General features: G+C 63.0%; 11 protein-coding genes and 2 pseudogenes. 6 read left to right on the forward strand and 7 right to left on the reverse strand.

Going from position 1 to position 20,122, the window contains the following annotated elements:
* Positions 1–132 precede the first annotated feature (132 nt).
* The 5 genes from L8F97_RS20510 to L8F97_RS20530 form a co-directional block, all read right to left on the reverse strand.
* Positions 133–3,930, reverse strand: coding sequence for an SIR2 family protein (locus L8F97_RS20510; protein ID WP_242154333.1), 3,798 nt, complete (start codon positions 3,928–3,930; stop codon positions 133–135).
* A 457-nt stretch (positions 3,931–4,387) separates the two neighbouring features.
* Positions 4,388–5,275: a hypothetical protein gene (locus tag L8F97_RS20515; RefSeq protein WP_409929073.1), complete on the reverse strand. Its 888-nt coding sequence runs from the start codon at positions 5,273–5,275 to the stop codon at positions 4,388–4,390.
* Positions 5,272–5,985 carry a DUF2971 domain-containing protein gene (locus L8F97_RS20520; protein ID WP_242154334.1) on the reverse strand — a complete coding sequence of 238 codons (714 nt, stop codon included), beginning with the start codon at positions 5,983–5,985 and terminating at the stop codon, positions 5,272–5,274. The genes L8F97_RS20515 and L8F97_RS20520 overlap by 4 nt, the downstream gene beginning before the upstream one ends.
* 370 nt (positions 5,986–6,355) lie before the next feature.
* The gene (locus L8F97_RS20525; RefSeq protein ID WP_242154336.1) at positions 6,356–7,171 is read right to left on the reverse strand and encodes a site-specific integrase; all 816 of its coding nucleotides are present in this window, start codon (positions 7,169–7,171) and stop codon (positions 6,356–6,358) included.
* 93 nt (positions 7,172–7,264) lie between these two features.
* The gene (locus tag L8F97_RS20530) at positions 7,265–8,173 is read right to left on the reverse strand and encodes a DUF6538 domain-containing protein (protein WP_313932075.1); all 909 of its coding nucleotides are present in this window, start codon (positions 8,171–8,173) and stop codon (positions 7,265–7,267) included.
* Positions 8,174–8,495: 322 nt separating this feature from the next.
* Between L8F97_RS20530 and mmsB the strand changes: the two are divergent.
* Positions 8,496–9,383: pseudogene (gene mmsB, locus L8F97_RS20535) on the forward strand (3-hydroxyisobutyrate dehydrogenase).
* A 208-nt stretch (positions 9,384–9,591) separates the two neighbouring features.
* Here the strand turns inward: mmsB and L8F97_RS20540 are convergent.
* Complete coding sequence (locus L8F97_RS20540) at positions 9,592–10,995, reverse strand: short-chain fatty acyl-CoA regulator family protein (RefSeq protein WP_242154339.1); 1,404 nt, start codon at positions 10,993–10,995, stop codon at positions 9,592–9,594.
* 129 nt (positions 10,996–11,124) lie between these two features.
* Between L8F97_RS20540 and L8F97_RS20545 the strand changes: the two genes are divergently transcribed.
* From L8F97_RS20545 to L8F97_RS20560, 4 genes and pseudogenes are all read left to right on the forward strand, one after another.
* Complete coding sequence (locus L8F97_RS20545; protein WP_242154341.1) at positions 11,125–11,295, forward strand: hypothetical protein; 171 nt, start codon at positions 11,125–11,127, stop codon at positions 11,293–11,295.
* A 13-nt stretch (positions 11,296–11,308) separates the two neighbouring features.
* A complete protein-coding gene (locus L8F97_RS20550; protein ID WP_242154343.1) occupies positions 11,309–13,465 on the forward strand; it encodes a malate synthase G in 2,157 nt (718 codons plus the stop codon).
* Between the two features lie 84 nt (positions 13,466–13,549).
* On the forward strand, positions 13,550–15,145 hold the full coding sequence (locus L8F97_RS20555; RefSeq protein WP_242154345.1) for an isocitrate lyase: 1,596 nt from the start codon (positions 13,550–13,552) through the stop codon (positions 15,143–15,145).
* A 332-nt stretch (positions 15,146–15,477) separates the two neighbouring features.
* A pseudogene (locus L8F97_RS20560) lies at positions 15,478–16,719 on the forward strand (electron transfer flavoprotein-ubiquinone oxidoreductase).
* A gap of 367 nt (positions 16,720–17,086) precedes the next feature.
* Here L8F97_RS20560 and L8F97_RS20565 read toward each other — a convergent pair.
* Positions 17,087–18,484, reverse strand: coding sequence for a short-chain fatty acyl-CoA regulator family protein (locus L8F97_RS20565; RefSeq protein WP_242154362.1), 1,398 nt, complete (start codon positions 18,482–18,484; stop codon positions 17,087–17,089).
* 106 nt (positions 18,485–18,590) lie between these two features.
* Between L8F97_RS20565 and L8F97_RS20570 the strand changes: the two genes are divergently transcribed.
* Entirely contained in the window at positions 18,591–20,117 is a 1,527-nt protein-coding gene (locus tag L8F97_RS20570) for an acyl-CoA carboxylase subunit beta (protein ID WP_242154347.1), read from the forward strand.
* Positions 20,118–20,122 lie beyond the last annotated feature (5 nt).

Genomic DNA, 20,122 nt, shown 5'->3' on the forward strand with positions numbered 1-20,122 from the left:
ATGGCGTAGGTTGAGCGTCAGCTCGTGTCAGAAGCCGACATTCGGCGCTTGTTTGCGCGGCGCGGCGTAGGACGAGACCCAGGGCTAGTCCTCAGGGCAGCACTTTCCCTTACCGGTAGCGCATACAGACAATCATCGCTGAAGCCGTCGCCTGAGCTCGGCAAGGCGTGGGTCTGATCCGACCACCGGATCTTCGCCCAATCGGTCGAGCGCCTCCTCGATCTTGTAGGGCCATTGTTGCACGTCATCGCCAAGCACGGCCCAGAGGAGGTCGAGCAGTGCTGCGGGATAGCGATAGGCGGGATGCGGCGAGCCATCGCCGGTGAACAACATCATGTGCATCGACGTCGATCGTGTGGGCACAAGCCGCGGCAGAATCACTTCGACCACGGCAGGCATCTGGTCGCCGCTGCCCAGGGCCAGATCAACCAGACGCGAGGACACACTTGGGTTTCGGAGCGCCCGCTGCTTCGGCCAGACGGTACGTAGGAACGGCACGAGCCGCTCAGGCCAACGGGTCTGTACGTTGTTCGACCAGTGACCGAGGTGCCAAAGAAATTGGCCGCGCAGCTCGTCATCGGCGTGGATCAGCACTTCGCGCAGCTCGATATCGGTCAACATCCGCTCGGGTTCGGCGGCATCGGCTTCGCCACCCCAGCCGCCGAGCAGCATGCCGGAGATAACATCATTGCTCTTGCGCCGCGCCCCTCCTTGCCGGGCCTGTGCGATCAGGCCAGGCTTGATCAGAGCGAACGCGGCGCGCGTCGGCGTCCGCGCCGTCCAGTAGATGCCGTCCCAGACCGCGTCGGCATCCGCACCGTTGCCGCAGATCGCGGGCAGGATCGCGTATTCGGTCCATCCTGGATCGACGTTGAAGAACCAATCGTACCTTGTGCCGAGCATGACCAGCGCGTGGCGGCGGCGATCGCCCGGCAGGTTCAGCAGTTGGTCCGCCCGCCTGGTCCATTCCTCCGGGAAGCCGCCTCCGACTACACGGCTGTCCCTCATCGGGTCGGCGAGCAGCAGCTGCGCGAGCCGACCGACCGGCGCGTTGAGCGCATCGTCGGCCCAGCTTTGATCGGGGCGATGCGGGCGGGTGTCGCTGGCGATCGCCAGAGCCTCGACAATGCGGTCCCAAAGCTCGGGCAGTATCGCCGCAGCATCGCCGTACAGCCGGTGCTTGATCCGCTCCATCCAGTCCGACAACGGAGACGCGATGCCGAGCAGCGATGACGGCGGCAGCAGGCGCAAACGACCGGCGATCAGCGCGACCATCCGCACTGAGTCCTTCAGGCGCGTTTCTGCGTTAAGGAATGCCGACCACGCGCGCGGCGGCGCCTCCCCCGAGCGCGCGACGTGGGTCAAAGCCGCGAGTGCGCGGAGCGGCCGCGCGTCGGCCAGACCACGAAACGGATCCCGCTCGATATGGGAGAAGAAATCAGCCCGGCCTCCCGCTTCTCTGGCGGCGGCGAGAATATCGGGGATCGGGGTCTCGAGGATGGCGTCCGGCGTGGTGTCGGTTTCGATCGAATAGACTTCGGGCGCATGTGAGTCCGCGGTGTGATCACCGACGACCGGCGTCCACTCAGGATCGAGCGCCCGCAGCTTGGCCTGTTCTGCATCAACGTCGAAGCCGAATGTCACCCCCTGGGAGACGAGCCAGTGGAGCCGGCTCAGCCGATAATGGGCTTCCGCCCGGCTCGGCTCACTACGGATCTCGCCGCTCCAGGGATAGGTCGTGGTGAGCAGCCGCTGTTCGATGATCGTGCGCGACGCTGCGGACAGATCAGGCCAGAGGTCACGGATCGCGTACAGAAGATCGCGCTGGTGATGGGTCGACCAGAACAGCTCGTCCGATAGGGACAGCATGGACGATGCACCCTCGTCCGGATCGATGATCCGATTGGCCGCCGCCCAGATCCGCAAACGGGCGAAGACATAGCGGTCATCGGTCGACCAGCGCTGGAACTCGGCTCGCGCCGCCGCCGGGTCGAGCGCCTGCAGGCGCGCCATCCATCCGATAAACATCGCGATGGGACCGCGAATGCCATATTCGCTAATTCCGAGCGCCGCGCCGCCATCGTCCGGCCGGGTATGCTCGAAATGCAGATAGTCGTCGCCGGTCAGCTCCTGCTCCAGCGATATCGCCAATTCGAGATGCCCGCGCAGAATCGAGATCGCATAAGCCAGATGCTCGCCGGGCACCTCCAACGGATCGTGTGGACGCGGATACTCGACATCGACATGCACGAGCTTCTCAGGCGGTTCCTCCCAGAAGAGCGGATGACGCACGCCATAAGCCTTGGACACGGTGAGCTGAGGCTTGAAGAGATCGACATAGGTACGGACCAAGGATGGCGACCATCCCTCGCGCTGGCTCCGCGCCTCGAGTTCGTAGCGAATCCGATCTGGTTCGGGCCGCACATCTGCCCGGGCAGCGAAGAACCACCGCCATTGCTGGCGGATGGGTTCGGGGAACCGGTTCGGATCCTGCCGGAGCCAGGATTCAGTGCTGCGCACAACGTCGGGATGGAGCGCCCCCTGGTGCCCAGCCCACCAGAGCGCGATGGGCTGATGCGCGATCCGTTGCAGCCAAATGCCTAGACTGTTGAGGCGCGGCGGCAGCGAGGCCATTTCGAGGGCAGCGCTTCCGCGCAGGCCGGCGAACTTTCCTTCCGCCGTGCCGCTCACATCACTGCGGCTGACGGCAAAGACGTCGAGCGCGTCGTTCGGCGCGTTGCGATGGCGCATATGATCGCCGTCGGCATCCGGATCTGGCACGGGATCGGTTGCAAGGCCAAGGGCGCTGAACGGATCGAACATGGGCGTTTCGTCGAGGTGCGGCTCGATATGGTCCGGGCTCGCGAAGCGGTGCGCCGGGTCGAACGCGAGAAGCCAGCGCGCATCGAGTGGCATTTCGGCGGTCGCAAACCGCCGCGCGCCCTCGCTGGTCGACATAATCTCGCCGATCTGCGCGCGGGTATGCGGATCGAGCGCCATCGGCCCAATCTGCGCCTTGGCGAGCAGGCCGTCATACCAGCGCTCGATATCGCTGGCGCGGTTTGCCCAAGCCGCGAGCGTATCCCAGAGCGGCCCGAAGCCGTTGCTGCTGTCGAAGGGGATTGCCTGAACGCCCTTATGTTCCCAAAGAGCCTTGGCGGCTTCGCTCTCGCCGTCTTGGAAGGCGTAGAGCCGTTTACGCGTGCCGGGCTGAAGGTTGAGCGCTTCCAACAGATATTGGACCGGCGGATCTTCGGCGGTGTAGCCGACGAAAACAATCTGAAAACGCGCGAGTAGCGACTGGATGAAGCGGGTAGCCCAGCCGTCTGACAGATAAGCCCGCCCGAAATCGGCGCTGGAGACGACGAATTCCTCGTCGGCCGGCCGGCGATAGTGCGGGTCGACGCGGCCATGGAGATGGACGATCCCGCGAAAGTCCTGGTCGCTGCGCGGGTCAGGCAGGCGCGGCGGCCCCGAGCAGGCAAGGCTCGGGTCGCAGGCTTCGAAGAGCAGATCGAAATTGGTGGTGACCAGTCGGGTGACGCCGGCCCGCGACGTCGCGAGGGTCAAGAGCGTGCGGTGGGCTCCAAGGCCTGCACCCGCCTTGGGTGTGATGGCTTCGGCAACTGCAGCGCGCACATCGGCAACTTCGAAGTCACGCTCAAGGAGGCCGAAGACACGATCGGTCGCGAGGAGCCCGCCGACGCCGGCCATCCGGCCCATCTCCAGCGCTTTAGTGAGAAGCAATCGGGCCGGAGCGTCGAGGGCAGCGCCAAGAATATCGATGACGTTGCGGCCGAGGCGTTCGAAGTTGGGTAGATCCGCTTCGTGCTGGGAAACGCCCGCGCCACAGAAGAAGATGACGTCGCCCGCATCACGGGCAACGAGCAACTCGTCGGGGATCGAGGGTCCGTTCGGGATGAACTGCATCTAGCCATTACGGCCCAGAACCGAGTGCCGTCCATCCTCTTTGAGTGAGGTCGGACATCGGTGCGAGCGAACAACCGACATTACCGCGCGTCGCTGCCGTTTCGGCGTAACCCAACGAATGTTCGGTTTCTTTGAGGCACCGCTCCAACCGGCCATACCGGTTCTTATCCATCATGTAGATCGCCTTCAAATGAATGGATGACAGCTCTTAGGACAGGCGACTGGCCCTCTTAAAAGATCGATACTGAGGCGGAAGGTCAACCAACTGGTTTGCGCGAATGGCGGGATTCAGCAAGTGCCGCCGCTGACATCAATGACGCTGAATGTCTTGAGCTGGTCGGGAGCCAACGCCCGAGGTTTGCCCGGCCAGCGTGCGCAACGAAGTTATCCGGCTGTTACTTTATCGGAAAGGCGGGACCCATTGGACGGGAATCTTTTGCGAAGCGGCGATTGGTGCTTAATCGTACCGCTCGATCATGTCGGCGATGCGTGCTGCGGTGTTTTCGTTTTCCCGACCGACGACCACCGCATAGGCCGGCGACCCGAGCACGTGATAGAATTGGATACGGACCGCAACTAGGTCACCAACGCCGCCGATAGCGAGAATAGTGGTGATCTCCGGCGGGATTGGCCCGTCGGTGCTGGGGAAAGTGCCGCCAACATAATCCGACATTTCGTCTTCGCGATCGAGAATGATGTCGGTCAGGCATGGGTTGAACCCGTCGATCCCTAACTCGGCCACCGCGAAGGCATGCGCCGTCTTGGCGAGGAAACGAAGGAAATGGCTCCTGTTCACCTCGCCGATCTTCATCGCGACGTGGCGTGCGCCGGTTTCGTCGCGAACCTCGTCAATGATTCGGCTTGCTGCCGGCATCTCGACATAGCTCCACGGACGCCCGTTATCGCCACCGTCGTCGGCATCGTCGCTGAACAGCCGGGGCTCAGGAAGCTGCCACAGGCTCAGCGCGAGCGGCGCGTCCCCGAGCCGAAAGCTGCGTGTCCCGAGATCACGCAGGAACACGCCCTGATCGTCGACCTCTGCAAAGGGAAGCTCTACACTGGTGGGACGGTCCTTTGCTTTCGTGCGGCTGGGCGCATCCACCTGCAGCCTAAACGTCCCCAATTGCTTCTTGAGGACCTCCTGCTCGTATCGTTGAATGATAGCCGCACACGTCTTGCAGGAAGACTTATGGAACACGAGCGTGTTGTGACCAAGCGCATAAGGGATGACATGCTCATCAGTCAGCTCATCGGGCGGGAGCACCCGAACGCAATAGATGCAGAGCCCAGGCGACACGATCACGCGTTTTTCGTATCGGTCGAGGTTAAATTCCATCAGCTTCACGAAGACGCCTTTCGTACCAATCGCTTGTGCAGGTTGGACCGGGGCGATTCCTTGAAGGTAATAGAATAGGCGTCGATTTCCATTTTCGCCACGGGGACGCCGATCGCCTCGCCTGCCGCCCGGGTAAGCGCTTCGTCCTCAGGTGTAATTCGGGACCCAAGAAAAATTTTCGTCACAGCCTTTTCCGAGCCGTAGCCAGCGCTTCCCTGATCGACCTTGAACAGCCGCCATTCGCGTTCGCTTGCCCAGCGTACGGTCTTGCTCGACAGGCACAGGCGCGCTCGGTCAATCGATGTGCTCTTACCCTTGAGCAGCACCGGCTCAAGCTCCGAATACATCATCCGTGTGATGGCGATATCCCGGTCAAGCCCCTTGATAAGACGCGCAAGATTGTACTGGACGCACATGCCTGCGAATTGATCAGCATAGTGGGCCCACATCGGCTCATGGTCATAGACCTCCGACATTGAAGCGATACCCATTGCCTCCATCGCCGCCTGAACCCGATCGCGGCTTTTCTCGCTGCTGGGGTTTTCCGCGAACCGCGCCGAAAGGCGGTGCAGGCCTTCCATCGGATCGTTCATTGCCGAATAGGCCGGACAATAGATCACCCCGTCCGTCAGCGCCTTAAGCTCGCGTACGGCCTTCACTCCGAGCGGTCGGTATCGATAAAGGTTGGAGGGCTTGGCGTATATCTTGAGTTCCGCCATGGTGCGCCCTCCGTTGCGCCGGTCGGCGACCGGCCTGTGCTGTTCCTAACATCCATCGCGCAGCGGCAATACCGACGATTGAAATGACCGGCAACGTCCCCAATGTCGGTCGCGTCGACGGGTTGCTGTCGCTAAAAAAACGAAGGGCGACTTTCACAATCCGGCCGCTTCGGCTGTAACGACAGATTAAGGGGCGCCTTCCCGATGGTCCGCCTCGGAACGATCCATCGACAGCTTCTGTCAGTAGCAGACGTTCCTGATCGCTGATTTGAACGACCGGCTTTGGTCGGTAGCCGCCGCTCATCATCGTCCATTGCGGCAGGATGCATATCATAGCAGCAGCGTGAAGTTTGACGGGTCGCGCTGGTCCCTATGTCATTGTTCGGCCCGTTGCGATCACGGGTTGCCAATCGACCGAAGGGTATTGAATTTTCTCTACGGCGTCGCGGAGTACCGTCATTGCGGCGCCGCGCCCATACAGCGTGCTGACGGATCCATCTGCATGGCCGAAGAGCAAATCGACGATTTCCCTTAAAACCTTGCCGCGCACGGCGCGCTTCCCGGTGTGGCGAAACGAGTAGAACACCAGCTCCGGATCCGACAGGCCGATTGCATCAAGGAAATCGTTTAGCATCCGCGACAGGCGCTGTGTCCGGCTGCCATAGGCATTGGCTTCGAGTTCGGGAAACAGCCATTCCGCGCCCTCCGCGCGGCGCGCGCTCACCATATCGAGGAAGCCCGCTTCGAGCAGCGTCGAATGCAACGGGATGTCCCGCTTGGCGCTCGCGGTCTTCATCCGCTTCGCCGGGCCCTCTTGCTCCTGGCGGACGCGCAGACGATCGGGTTCGATGGCAATGTACGGGATGCCATCGTCGGTTTTGATGTTCCCCGGCCGCAGTTTACCCAGTTCGTCGAGCCGGCAACCGGTGAATGGCGCGAGTATCAGTATCCAGAACAGCGTTCGGGGCGCCACCCCGCGGCGTTCAGGCAGGGGCGCGGTGAAAATCCTGGTCATATCCTCCGGCTCGAAGGGGAGGCGGGCGTCCTCCACTGACTTCTTGGGCATGGACTTCACGGTCTTGGCGACGTTGCCGTCGATGACCTCCAGTTCCTCAATTGCGTGTTCGAGAGTCACCCTTATGGCCGACAAGGCCTTGTTGACCGTCGCGGGCGATAGCGTGGGCATTCCCTCGGCTTCCGCAAGTGCGACCTGTTCCAGCAGGGGCAGGGCGGCAACTTCATTCTTTGCGCGGCTTGGAAGTCCGGCACAGGTGCGGCGTTAGGCGCGAACCATCGATGCCGTGATCTGATCGACTGGCGGGTCGTCATGAAGCTGGGCGAAGCGATTCACGGCGGTTCGCCATTCGTCAACGAGCTTTGCCTCGCGCGGCTCGAACTTTGCCCACGCTTCATAGACCTGGGTGATGGTCGGCACCGTCTTGGCTTGCGGTGTCGGCAGCTGTGGTTCGTTCGAAGGTGGGGAGAGCGCGGGGAATATTGCTCCAGAGCCCGTCACAAGGACCGAGGGTGGTAGGATACGGCTCCGTGCGGGATCGATGCAGAGGGCGCAGGCGGCGCAGAGCCTGTCGAGGTAAGCGCGACCAATTGCCTCATAGAGTTCGGGCGCCAGCGGCCAGCTGAGGGTATTCGCGGAGGCCACCGCTGCGATAAACCACGCGATCGGATCGAGGGTGGGGAGGGTGGCAACCCGCTGTAGCGTCTCCAGCCAGGGCAGGGGCATGAAGTCGGGCACCGCATTCAGCATGGCGGTTCGGCTTGCATGGTCCCGAAGATCATCAAGGCCCGGCGGCACGCCGAAGTCGTAGCGGGCACCGGGCGCATCGTCGATCAGGCCGTTGGCATATTCGAATGCCCCAAGCTCGAGAGCGGCGAGCTTCTGCGCCACGCTGCGAAGTTGCTCATTCGATTGTCCGTCGAGAAAATCGTCAACCATCACACGTGCCGAGCGGAGTTGGCGGCTGGCCAAGGCGCGACGAGCCGCGGCAAGCTTCTGCTCATAGATCACGGCATGCGGGTGGTAGCGCTGACGGGCTTCGTCGGGATCGCGGGTATCGAGGGTGCGCTTATACTCGCTCGACGCGCCATCGAAGAACGGTCGCAGTGCGGCGGGGACGACCCGTCGGAAGTAGAAAATGCCGGTGCGAGGATCTTTGAAAGGAGTGGCCATACGGATCACTTTGTACGCATCCTTTGTACACAAGGATGGGTAAAGCGTCCATGAAGACCGCCCAAACCGCGCAAATCCGCTATTTTGGCGGGTGCTGGTGACCCCTACGGGAGAAATCGCCAACTTCAGAGACCTGCGGAAATCCGCCAATTTCGAGTCTAGCGCAACAAGGTCGCTGTACCCGCTCGCTGATCTTCCGCTGTACCAGCACACCGCTGCGAGCCCGCCCCGCAACGCACTTTGAGGATAGCGTCGTTGCTTCCGCGCGTCGAGAGGTGGTCTGCTCCGTAGGCAAATCCCGCCCACTGGGCGTCCCGACCCGATCTGCGGATCTAGAGCGGTTGCCAGCCGACTAGATCATCGGGAAGCCACTCTGGCCAAGGCCGGGCACATGGTGGTTGCGCTCGATCTGTCGGAGCAAGCGGTGGCGCGGGCTGAGGCGGTGGGCTGCACCAGGGCCAGCTCGGCTGCGGAGGCGGCTGCGAAGGCCGAGATCGTCATCACGATGTTGCCGGCGGGCATAAACGTCCGCACTGTGTACGGCGAGCAGGTGTTCGACGCTGTCGCGGCCGGTACGTTGTTGATCGACTGCTCGACGACCGATGTCATTTCTGCGCGTGCAGTCATAGCGCAGGCTGCAGAACGCGATCTGCCGATGATCGATGCGCCCGTGTCGGGTGGCATTGCGGCCGCCATCGCCGGAACGCTTACCTTCATGGCGGGCGGTGAGGAAGCTGCTTTTGCGCGCGCCGAGCCGATCCTGCAGGCGATGGGCAGGACCGTGATCCACGCCGGGACGGCAGGGGCGAGGCAGGGCGCGAAGATCGTCAACAACATGCTCCTCGGCGCGACGATGGTCGCGACCTGCGAAGCGTTCGCCTTCGCGGAGAAGCTCGGCCTTGATCTTCAAACGTCCTTTGACATCTCGTCCAAAGCGTCGGGTCAAAGCTGGTAGTTGACAAGTTACTGCCCGGTGGTGGGAGTGGGGCCAGTAACGCCGGCGGACCGTGAATTCGAAGGCGGCTTCGCCAACGCTCTCATGCTCAAGGATCTGAAGCTTGCAGTCGAGGCGGCGCAGGGTGTCAGCGCCAGCGTGCCAATGGGAGCGGCAGCTGGTGCGTTGTATCAGGCGCTCGTCAACACGGGCGCGGGTGGGAAGGATTTCTCGTCCATGATCAACTTTCTTAAAGGGATGCGAGTCGAGCAATAGGCGGGGTCGCGCGGCGCAGCACGATCGTCGGCGATTTATCAACGAACTGGCTCTGGCAAGGCCTTGCAACCCGTCAATATGGCGACAACGACGCAACTATCAAATCTGGTCGTTCGAAGCCGCGATGCGCTAGAGACCTGGTAAACGGGTGCAAAGCGCCTCTGTCGCGCAAATTGGATCGGTACGCGCGAATCTCCTCCTTATCAGATCACACCTGCTTGAACGGGTAGGGGGTAGCCATCTTTTGATAGGGCGTGACCGTCAGCGATCGAGTGACCGGCGGCAACGCGCGATCGGGGCATCCGACCCGCTCGCAGGTATGGCAGGCCGGCCCGATCGGATTTGCGCGATCGGCCGAAAGCTCATCGGCGGCAGCCACGTGGCCGGCGTGCTTTACGTCGCACCCGATCACGACTGCCTGCGCGCTGCGGGCGCCTGGACGGTATTCGACGCCGGGGAGGGCGCGGCACATGGTGACGTAGCGCGCGCCGTCCGGCATCTCGACGATTTCCGCAAGCGTCCGGCCCGGGCTCTGAAATGCTCGATAGACGTTCCAGCGCGGGCAGGCGCCACCGAACCGGGCGAGCGGTATTCCGTCGTCAGCGTAACGTTTGGATACGGTTCCAGCAAGATCTACCTTCAGCATGAAGAACGGCAGGCCGCGGGCGCCACTCCGGGACAGCGTGGTCAGCCGGTGCGCGATCTGTTCGTAGGACGTGCCGAAACGGCTTTCGAGAAGTGCGAGATCATGGCGCGTCGCCGTCGCGGAGGCGAAGAAGCGCTCGTACGGCATCAGGATTGCGGCGGCTGCGTAGTTGGTGAGTGATGTCTTGAATATCGATGTCGCCTCCGTGGGGGGCGCAGCACGGGCGAGCAACCCGTCAATCGGCGCGTCTAGCGCGAGCATCGCAACCTGATAGGCAACGGCGAACAGCCGGCCCGACGCGGGCAGACGTTCCGAGATCAACAGGCGACGACGGTGCAGATCATAGAAGCGCAATGCTCCACCCATCACCTGCTCGCTCGACACGCGTACCGAGACACGGTGATCCCGGTCAAGCCGATGACGTAGAGACACGAACCTCTCGGCAGGATCTTCCGGGAGGTCGACCGCGAGTTGCTCCGCAGCAGCTTCGATCTCAGGAAAGTGGTTATGGCTCTGCTGCACGTAGTCGCGGAGCCAGTCGAGCGCGCGGCCGGTGTTGATGGCTCCGTTCAGGCGATCGATGGCGTCTGGCAAGCGCCGCAAATCGAGCAGCGCGTGATAGATGCGGTTCATCGCCTCGACCACGCTTGGATAGTTCTCCGCAAGATCGTTCACCTCGTCGCGCGGGATGCCGATGTCGCGGACAAGGGGATCGGAGAGGAGCTCTCGCAGATCGCTGGTGGCTTCGCGTGAGGCACTGGCGACGAATTCGCGAACATCGATGTCGTAGGTGTCGGCGAAGCGCAACAGCATCTGCGCGGATAGCGGACGCTGGTTGCGTTCGAGATGATTGAGGTAGCTCGGGCTGATGCCGAGTTCCTGCGCCATCTGGGTCTGGCTGATGCCAAGCTCCCGGCGCAGTACGCGAAGTTTCGGGCCGAGGTACAGCTTCCGGTCTTTCAACATACATGTAACGCTGTCATAGTTTTACAACATCAGCAATGTAAATCATGACACGGCGACTCTGATCGCGTTGCGGAGGTCGCTTGATCATGACCATATGCGCTTCCGCACGCTTTGCAGCCGGAGATGAGCATGTCGACGAAGACCAACGAACCGCAGCCCGCCCGCGCCATTTTCTCAAGCGAGGATTTCACGCTCATCCGCAATGCTGTCGCGAAATACTTGCAGGACGAGAACGCTCCGGACACGGTTAAATATGCAAATCTGTACCATCGGCTCGGCCGCATGGCGTCGAGCCGCTAAAGTGCAAGACACGATGATAAAACGCGGCGATCTTTGCATAGGGCGCAGTCTTGCCGCGTTCCTCGATGACGTGGTGATCCCCGCTGCGCCGGTCGATCCGGCGTCCTTCTGGGGAGGCGTGTCGGCGATCTTCGCGCGTTTCACCGACCGCAATCGCCAATTGCTGGCCAAGCGCGACGCGCTTCAGGCGGAGATCGACAGCTGGCACGGCGCACGCGGCGGTTTGGGCGAGGCGTCCGAGTACGCGGCGATGCTGCGCCGGATTGGCTATCTCGTGCCCGAGCCAGACACGTTCGCGATCTCTCCACGCAACGTCGATGCGGAGATCGCCACAACCGCCGGACCGCAGCTGGTGGTGCCGGTCCTCAACGCGCGCTTCCTGCTCAACGCTGCCAATGCGCGTTGGGGTAGCTTGTATGATGCGCTGTACGGCACCGATGCGGTGGATGGGGCACCGGCTGGCGTCGGTTACGACGCGAAGCGCGGGGCCGCAGTGGTGGCGCGGGCCAAGGCCTTCCTCGACGACGCGGTGCCACTCGCCGAGGGCAGTCACGCCGCCGTTACCGCCTACGCGGTGCGCAATGGCGCATTGACGCCGCCGCTCGCCGATGCCAGCCTCTTCGCAGGCTATCGCGGCCATCCGGCCGGACCCGAGGCGATCCTGCTGCGCCACAATGGGCTGCACATCGAGCTGGTGATCGATCGGTCGCACGCCATCGGCCGTGATGATCTCGCAGGACTTGCCGACGTGTTTCTTGAAAGCGCGCTCACGACCATCGCCGATCTTGAGGATTCTATCGCAGCCGTCGATGCCGAGGACAAGGCGGCGGCCTACGCCAACTGGTTCGGACTGATGACGGGCACGTTGTCGGCGCGCTTCGACAAGGGTGGCCGTGTGCTGACGCGCACGTTGGCCGAGGATCGCGCTTTCCTCTCGCCAACCGGGGAGGCGATCACGTTGCCCGGCCGATCCTTGATGTTCGTGCGCAACGTCGGCCATCTCATGACCACGCCGGCGGTGTTGCTCGCGGACGGATCGGAAGCGTTCGAAGGCATCCTCGACGCGATCGTCACCAGCCTGATCGGCACGATCGATCTGGCTGGCCGGGGCAAGTTCGAGAACAGCCCGTCGGGATCGATCTACATCGTTAAACCCAAGATGCACGGGCCTGACGAAGCAGCCTTTACTAACGACCTGTTCGACGCGGTCGAGGATCTGCTCGGCCTCGCCCGCAACACGATCAAGCTAGGGTTGATGGACGAGGAACGGCGCACGTCCGCTAATCTCGCCGCCTGTATCCATGCGGTGCGCGGCCGCATTGTGTTCGTCAACACCGGCTTCCTCGACCGCACGGGCGACGAGATCCACACGTCCATGCGGGCGGGCGCGATGATCCCCAAGGCCGAGATGAAGACCAGCGGCTGGATCAAGGCGTATGAGGACCGCAACGTTCGCATCGCGCTTGCGTGCGGGCTGTCGGGCAAGGCGCAGGTCGGCAAAGGCATGTGGGCCGCACCCGATCGCATGGCCGACATGCTGGAGCAGAAGATCGCGCAGCCGCTGTCCGGCGCGAACACGGCGTGGGTGCCGAGCCCAACCGCCGCGACGCTGCACGCGATGCACTATCATCGTGTCGACGTGTTCGCACGACAGGCCGAGATCGCCGGGGAGGCACCGCCGCCGCTCGCCGCGTTGCTGGAGGTGCCGCTTGCCGGGCTACGCAACTGGGCACCGGAGGAGGTCCGTGCGGAACTCGACAACAATGCGCAGGGCATCCTCGGCTATGTCGTGCGCTGGATCGATCAGGGCGTCGGCTGTTCGAAGGTGCCTGACATTCACGATGTCGGCCTGATGGAGGATCGCGCGACACTGCGCATCTCCTCGCAGCACCTCGCCAACTGGCTGCTTCACGGCGTCACCACTCAGGCCGAGGTCATGGCGGCGTTCCGACGCATGGCGGCCAAGGTCGACGCGCAGAACGCGGGCGATCCCTCCTACCAGCCGATGGCGCCCGCGTTCGAAGCGAGCATCGCTTTCCAGGCGGCCACCGCGCTCGTGTTTGAGGGAGTGGGGCAACCCAGCGGCTACACCGAACCACTGCTCCACAGCTTCCGCCGACGATACAAGGCAGCGGAGCACGCGCCAGCCGAGGACGTGGTCGCCGCTTAGGCCGCCTGACATTTCGAGACTAGGCGGCGGATCGCACCTGCTTTCCGCCGAAGGGGACGTGCGTCCCGCAGACAGGAGGAAACCATGAACTATCAATCCGAAGCACTTACCGCCAGCGACGTGATCGACAAGCGAGGCACACCGTGGGGCGGGATCGACGCCGAAGCGGTAGTCCGGATGCGCCTGCAGAACCGCTTCCGCAGTGGCCTCGACATCGCCAAATACACTGCCAAGATCATGCGCGAGGACATGGCCGCCTACGATGCGGACCCAGCCGCCTACACGCAATCGCTCGGTTGCTGGCATGGCTTCATCGGGCAGCAGAAGCTGATCGCGATCAAGAAGCATTTCGGCACGACCAAGCGGAAATACCTGTACCTGTCGGGCTGGATGGTTGCGGCGCTGCGCTCCGATTTCGGCCCGCTGCCCGATCAGTCAATGCACGAGAAGACCAGCGTGCCCGCACTGATCGAGGAACTCTACACCTTCCTCAAGCAGGCGGACGCGCGTGAACTTGGGTTGTTGTTCCACGACCTCGACCACGCGCGCGACAGCGGCAACGCAGTGGAGGCGCAGCGTCTGATGCACGCGATCGACAATCATGAGACGCACGTCGTGCCGATCATCGCCGACATCGACGCAGGATTCGGCAATGCCGAGGCGACCTATCTGCTCGCCAAGAAGATGATCGAGGCCGGCGCCTGCGCGCTCCAGATCGAGAACCAGGTTTCGGACGAGAAACAGTGCGGCCATCAGGATGGCAAGGTGACGGTGCCGCACGAGGACTTTCTCGCCAAAATTCGTGCCTGCCGCTACGCTTTCCTTGAAATGGGCGTTGACGACGGGATCATTGTCTCACGCACTGACTCGCTCGGCGCCGGTCTTACCAAGCAGATCGCCTTCACGCGCGAACCCGGCGACGTCGGCGACCGGTATAACAGCTTCCTCGACTGCGAGGAGGTGACCGCCGAGACGGTCGCAAATGGCGATGTCGTGCTGGTGCAGGGCGGCAAGTTCACCCGCCCAAAGCGGCTCCCGTCCAACCTCTATCAGTTCCGCAGCGACACCGGTGAGGATCGCTGCGTGCTGGACTGCATCACCTCGCTCCAGAATGGCGCCGACCTGCTATGGATCGAGACGGAGAAGCCGCATATCGAGCAGATCGCCGGTATGGTGGACCGCATTCGTGAGGTGATCCCGAATGCCAAGCTGGTCTACAACAACTCGCCCTCGTTTAACTGGACGCTGAATTTTCGCCAGCAGGTCTATGACACCTGGGCCGCGTCGGGTCGGGAGGTCGCCGCGTACGACCGCGGGCGGCTGATGAGTGCTGATTATGACGCGACCGATCTCGCCATCGAAGCCGATGAGAAAATCCGCACCTTCCAGAAGGAAGCGGCGGCGCGTGCCGGCATCTTCCACCATCTTATCACGCTACCGACCTATCACACTGCGGCGCTCTCAACCGACAATCTTGCCAAGGCCTATTTCGGGGAGGAGGGAATGCTTGGCTACGTTGCTGGCGTGCAGCGCAAGGAAATCCGCGAGGGTATCGCCTGTGTTAAGCACCAGAACATGTCCGGCTCTGACATCGGAGACGATCACAAGGAGTATTTTGCGGGAGAGGCGGCGCTCAAGGCGGGCGGCGCGCACAACACCATGAACCAGTTCGCGGCCTGACGATTACAGGCGAGCCGGGCTATGTGCATCCGTGTCCGCCAGCTTCGCTACGCTGGCGTCATATAGTCCGGCTTTCTGGCGGAGTTCCAAACCCGCCTGCGGTGATTTTCGGGCCAGGCGCCACCTAGGCGTGGGTTGCGCACGCTGCGAAGACCGCTCCATGCTGAGCCGTTTGCCTTTCAGGGGCAATCGTTGCTGCGACATGTACGTGATATTGAAGTGCATAGAAAATTATACCGTTGAGCGTTGACGGCAAAATGGGGGCACTGGCACGTCTACGAGCAGACGTTGCCAGGGCAACGACTAGAAGCGGCGTCGCTGGAGTTAAGATGATGCGTGAGCGGGAGTCGATGCCGTATGACGTCGTGATCGTGGGCGCGGGGCCACCGGTCTCAGCGCGGCGATCCGGCTGAAACAGCTTGCCAACGCGGCCGGCCGGTGCGGAGCTGTCGGTCTGCGTGCTCGAGAAGGGCTCGGAAGTCGGCGCGCATATCCTGTCGGGTGCGGCGATCGACCCCAAGGCGCTCGACGAACTGCTGCCGCAGTGGCGCGAGCAGGGCTGTCCGCTCGCCGAGGTGCCCGTCACCGACAACCAGCACTGGATCCTGTTCAAGGCGGGCAAGGTCGCGGTGCCGCACTTCATCACGCCAAAGTTCATGCACAACACCGGTACCTATACCGGTAGCCTCGGCAATCTGTGCCGCTGGCTGGCGAGCCAGGCGGAGGAACTCGGCGTGGAGATCTTCCCCGGCTTCGCGGCGGCGGAAATCCTCTTCGACGAGAGCGGCGCGGTGCTGGGTGTCGCCACCGGCGACATGGGCGTGGCGCGCGACGGCACGCACAAGCCGGACTATACGCCGGGCCTCGAACTCCACGCGAAATATACGTTTTTTGCGGAGGGGGTGCGCGGGCATCTCTCCAAGGAGATCATCCGCACCTTCGATCTCGCCAGGGACGCGCAGCCGCAGGTTTACGGGCTGGGCATCAAGGAATTGTGGGATATCCCGGCGGAGCAACACGTCCCCGGTCGCGTCATCCACACGCAGGGCTGGCCTCTGAAGGAGACGCCCGGCTCGAACGGCGGCGGCTTCATCTACCATCAGGCGGGCGAGCAGGTCGCGATCGGGTTCGTGACGTGGCTGTCGTACACCAACCCGTATCTGTCTCCGTTCCAGGAGATGCAGCGCTGGAAGGCGCATCCCGGGATCGCCGCGTTGCTGAAGGGCGGCAAACGCGTCTCGTACCCGAAGCCCGACGGCGTGCTGACGTTCGATCGCCTGTCGTCGGTGTTCCTGTCGAACACCAATCACGAGGAGGATCAGCCCGTTCACCTCACGCTGCGCGACCCGAACATCCCGGTGGAATACGATCTGCCGATGTTCGACGAGCCGGCGCAACGCTACTGCCCGGCCGGCGTGTACGAGATCGTCGGCGTGAGCGAGGGTGATCCGAAGTTCGTCATCAACGCGCAGAACTGCGTCCACTGCAAAACCTGCGACATCAAGGACCCGACGCAGAACATCAATTGGGTGGTGCCGGAGGGCGGCGGCGGCCCAAACTATCCGAACATGTGACGTTCTCCTCTTGAATGCAGTTGTCATGCTCGCCCCGACCGCACTCTGTACGCTCCTGCAATATTACATGCTGAAAGTAGGCGTTCACCGCCGCGTCTGTGTCCAGCGGGCGATTTGGTCAGCTCGAAGTGCAGAGCGATAGTAGGGAATCCTAGCGTCAAGGACTCGCCTCCACCTTCCGGTTGAATCACTTGTTTGGGCCAGGAAAGGTTTGCCTGCAGAGCGCTCGCTGGCATATTTAAAGCCGCTCCGCTTATTGAAAGTGCAATGGCTTGGTTTCGCAGCGCGGCATCATGTGGTGCTCGAGGGCAAACGCCGAACTGTCAGGCCAGCAACTGCGCGCCGGCTGCTCTAGCGGAGCGACACGTTAGTCGAAGCGGTAAGGGACGACGTCGCGCCGGTCAGGATCAACGCGTAAAGGGCGGTCGGCGGGCGGAAATGCACGCTGCTCACATGTGTTGCGCGGGCAGATGCGGCAAGACACGCCTATCGGCGCGGCTTGGCCAATGCGGGTAAGATCGAGAGAGTCCGCGTAGACGAAGTCGGCGGCGTGGTTTGCCTCGCAGCCGAGTGTGATCGCGAACCTGCGCGGCGACCGGCTGTAGCTGCCGCTTTCCTTCACCAGTCCCTTGGCAATCGCGACGTAGCGCGTTCCCTCCGGCATCTCAGCGAGCTGAACGAGGACGCGGTCCGGGATCGCGACCGCCTCGTGCACGATCCACAACGGGCACGCGCCGCCGAAGCGTGCGAACTGAAGACGCGTAGCGGAGTGACGCTTGGTGATGTTCCCCGCCATGTCGACGCGGCAAAAGAAGAACGGCACGCCGCGTGCGCTCGGGCGTTGAAGCGTGGACAGGCGGTGGCAGGCCTGCTCGAAACTCACCCCGAACCGGCGGCGCAGGCGATCGATGTCATGGCGCGCTGAAAGCGCTTCGGAGCGAAAAGCCTCGTACGGCATGAGAATGGCGCCAGCCGCATAGTTGGCCAGTCCGGTCGATAGCAGGCGTCCAGCCTCCGGTGAGCGCAGGCCGGCACTTTCGGCAACCTGGGCGATGGGTGTGGCGAGTTCCATCCGCGCGAGTTGATGGGTCATCTGGAACATGCGACTCTCGGTGGTGAGGGCCGGATCCAGTGTCAACAACCCCCGCTGCGGGTCGAAGGACCGCAGAGCGGCGGGGGTTTCGCTCTCGGCGGTACGCACCTCGACGCCGTGATCCTTCCGAAGTCGCTCCGCGGGATCCGTAAGCGCGTCGCCGATCGCCTCTGCGCGGGTGTCGATCGCGTCGATGTAGTTTCCGGCGTCGTGGAACCAGTCGCGCACCTCGTCCCATGGGAGGCGGCCGCCGACCGGGTTGCCGGTGTCGTACGCGTCATCAAGCCGCTGCAAACGATCTTCGGCGCGACGCCAAGCTTCATGGAGTGCGACGAAGCGGCGCACCAACGCCGGTTGCTGGTCCACGGCACGCGTGAGGGCTTCGAGCGACGGCAGCGGTTCGGGCAGGAGAGGGTCGGCGGCGGCCTCGGTTAGTGCGGCGAGCAGGCGGACATGCGCATCGCCCTCTGGCCCACGCCACGCCTGTGGAAAGGTGGAGGCGAGTGTCGCAGAGATCGCGGGCGTGAGCGGACGCGCATCGGTCTCGATCTGCGACAGATAGCTTATCGAGATCCCCAGTCGGGACGCTAACTCCGTCTGTGTCAGTCGAGCCTGTTGCCGGAACAGCCGTACGCGCGATCCGGCGAATGTTGGGGCGCGACGCTGTGCCATGTCTCCACATATTCCACAAAACGCCGTTTCGCAAGTTCGCAAAACCACATTTGCCATGAGCCTTTTTACACTCCACGCGTCGCGCAGCGAAGCGATCGGAGCGGTTGTGAGAACGATAGAAGCGAAGCTTGAATCAAGGCGCGCAGCCGCCCGCGTCGGTGGTGGCGAGAAGCGCATCGCCGCGCAGCATGCCAAGGGCAAGCTGACCGCGCGTGAACGGCTCGACGTGTTGCTCGACGAGGGATCGTTCGAGGAATATGACATGTACGTCGAACATAACTGCACCGATTTCGGCATGCAGGACCAGATCGTGCCGGGCGACGGCGTGGTCACCGGATCGGGTACCATCAACGGCCGGCTGGTGTTCGTTTTCTCACAGGATTTCACCGTGTTCGGCGGATCGCTTTCGGAACGCCACGCCACCAAGATCTGCAAGATCATGGACATGGCGATGAAGGTCGGCGCGCCCGTCATCGGCATCAACGATTCGGGCGGGGCGCGCATTCAGGAGGGCGTGGCCAGCCTCGCCGGCTATGCCGAGGTGTTCCAGCGCAACGTGCTGGCGTCGGGCGTGGTGCCGCAGCTTTCGCTCATCATGGGGCCGTGCGCGGGCGGGGCGGTGTATTCGCCGGCGATGACCGACTTCATCTTCATGGTGAAGGATTCGAGCTACATGTTCGTGACCGGCCCGGACGTGGTGAGGACGGTCACCAACGAGATCGTCACGCAGGAGGCGCTTGGCGGCGCGATCACGCACACCACCAAATCCTCGGTCGCCGATCTCGCGCTGGAGGACGATATCGAGACGCTGCTCGCCGCACGCGACTTCATCGATTTCCTGCCCGCGTCGAACCAGTCGCCGCTGCCCGAGCGGCCCACGTCGGACCCGTGGGACCGGCTGGAGGACAGCCTCGACACGCTGATCCCGGCGTCCGCCAACCAGCCCTATGACATGCACGAGCTGATCCGCAAAACCGTGGACGAGGGCGATTTCTTCGAAGTGCAGCCGGCGCATGCGGGCAACATCCTCACCGGCTTCGGGCGGATCGAGGGGCGCACGGTCGGCATCGTCGCCAACCAGCCGATGGTGTTGGCGGGGTGTCTCGACATCAATTCGTCCAAGAAGGCGGCGCGGTTCGTGCGCTTCTGCGATGCGTTCGAAATTCCGATCGTGACGTTCGTCGACGTGCCCGGCTTCCTGCCGGGGGTGGGGCAGGAGCATTCCGGCATCATCAAGCACGGCGCCAAGCTGCTGTTCGCCTATGCCGAGGCGACCGTCCCCAAGATCACCGTCATCACGCGCAAGGCCTATGGCGGCGCGTACGACGTGATGAGTTCCAAGCACCTGCGCGGCGACCTCAACTATGCCTGGCCGGCCGCCGAGATCGCGGTGATGGGCGCGAAGGGCGCGGTCGAGATCATCTTCCGAGGCCTCAACCCGGAAGCCATCGCCGAGAAGACCGCGGAATACGAGGCGCGTTTCGCCAATCCGTTCGTCGCGGCGAGCAAGGGCTTTATCGACGAGGTGATCCAGCCGCATTTCACGCGCCGCCGCATCGCGCTGGGTCTGCGCAAACTGCGGGGCAAGGCGCTCGAGAACCCGTGGAGGAAGCATGACAACATCCCATTGTGAGGATG

Source organism: Sphingomonas sp. BAUL-RG-20F-R05-02, from assembly GCF_022662305.1.
Classification (GTDB): domain Bacteria; phylum Pseudomonadota; class Alphaproteobacteria; order Sphingomonadales; family Sphingomonadaceae; genus Sphingomonas.

Coding starts and splice junctions, on each gene's coding strand:
- L8F97_RS20565 (WP_242154362.1), bottom strand. CDS start 18,484: ATGGCACAGCGTCGCGCCCCAACATTCGCCGGATCGCGCGTACGGCTG.
- L8F97_RS20550 (WP_242154343.1), top strand. CDS start 11,309: ATGATAAAACGCGGCGATCTTTGCATAGGGCGCAGTCTTGCCGCGTTC.
- L8F97_RS20540 (WP_242154339.1), bottom strand. CDS start 10,995: ATGTTGAAAGACCGGAAGCTGTACCTCGGCCCGAAACTTCGCGTACTG.
- L8F97_RS20510 (WP_242154333.1), bottom strand. CDS start 3,930: ATGCAGTTCATCCCGAACGGACCCTCGATCCCCGACGAGTTGCTCGTT.
- L8F97_RS20520 (WP_242154334.1), bottom strand. CDS start 5,985: ATGGCGGAACTCAAGATATACGCCAAGCCCTCCAACCTTTATCGATAC.
- L8F97_RS20525 (WP_242154336.1), bottom strand. CDS start 7,171: ATGCCCACGCTATCGCCCGCGACGGTCAACAAGGCCTTGTCGGCCATA.
- L8F97_RS20555 (WP_242154345.1), top strand. CDS start 13,550: ATGAACTATCAATCCGAAGCACTTACCGCCAGCGACGTGATCGACAAG.
- L8F97_RS20530 (WP_313932075.1), bottom strand. CDS start 8,173: ATGGCCACTCCTTTCAAAGATCCTCGCACCGGCATTTTCTACTTCCGA.
- L8F97_RS20545 (WP_242154341.1), top strand. CDS start 11,125: ATGTCGACGAAGACCAACGAACCGCAGCCCGCCCGCGCCATTTTCTCA.